The organism is Chitinimonas violaceus (genome assembly GCF_052601015.1).
In genome coordinates, this window is the sequence record NZ_JBQXDJ010000307.1 from 1 (window position 1) to 252 (window position 252).

Annotated in this window: 1 protein-coding gene; it reads left to right on the forward strand. The window is 51.2% G+C overall.

Annotation, left to right across the window (positions count from 1 at the left end; all coding sequences use genetic code 11):
• A partial coding sequence (locus ACUHMQ_RS21400; protein ID WP_445297439.1) for a hypothetical protein occupies positions 1 to 219 on the forward strand: 219 nt, incomplete at its 5' end.
• Positions 220 to 252 lie beyond the last annotated feature (33 nt).

Consider the following 252-nt stretch of genomic DNA (forward strand, 5'->3'; position numbering starts at 1 on the left):
GGGCTATGCCGCCAAGGATTGGAAGACGGCCATGAACCAATTCGCTATTCTTTACGCGGATCGGTTTATTCGATCATCCGTGTGAATCTCAAACCCGCCTTGAACACGGAAATCCTGACACCCCCACCTGTCCTGACAACCGTAGGCACACCTACTTCAAATGCAGACCAATTGCCTGCTGAATTTTTCTGCAAACACCGCCGGTGCCAAATTACCTAGCCGAGAGTGGCGTCGTTGGCGGTTGTAAAAGAT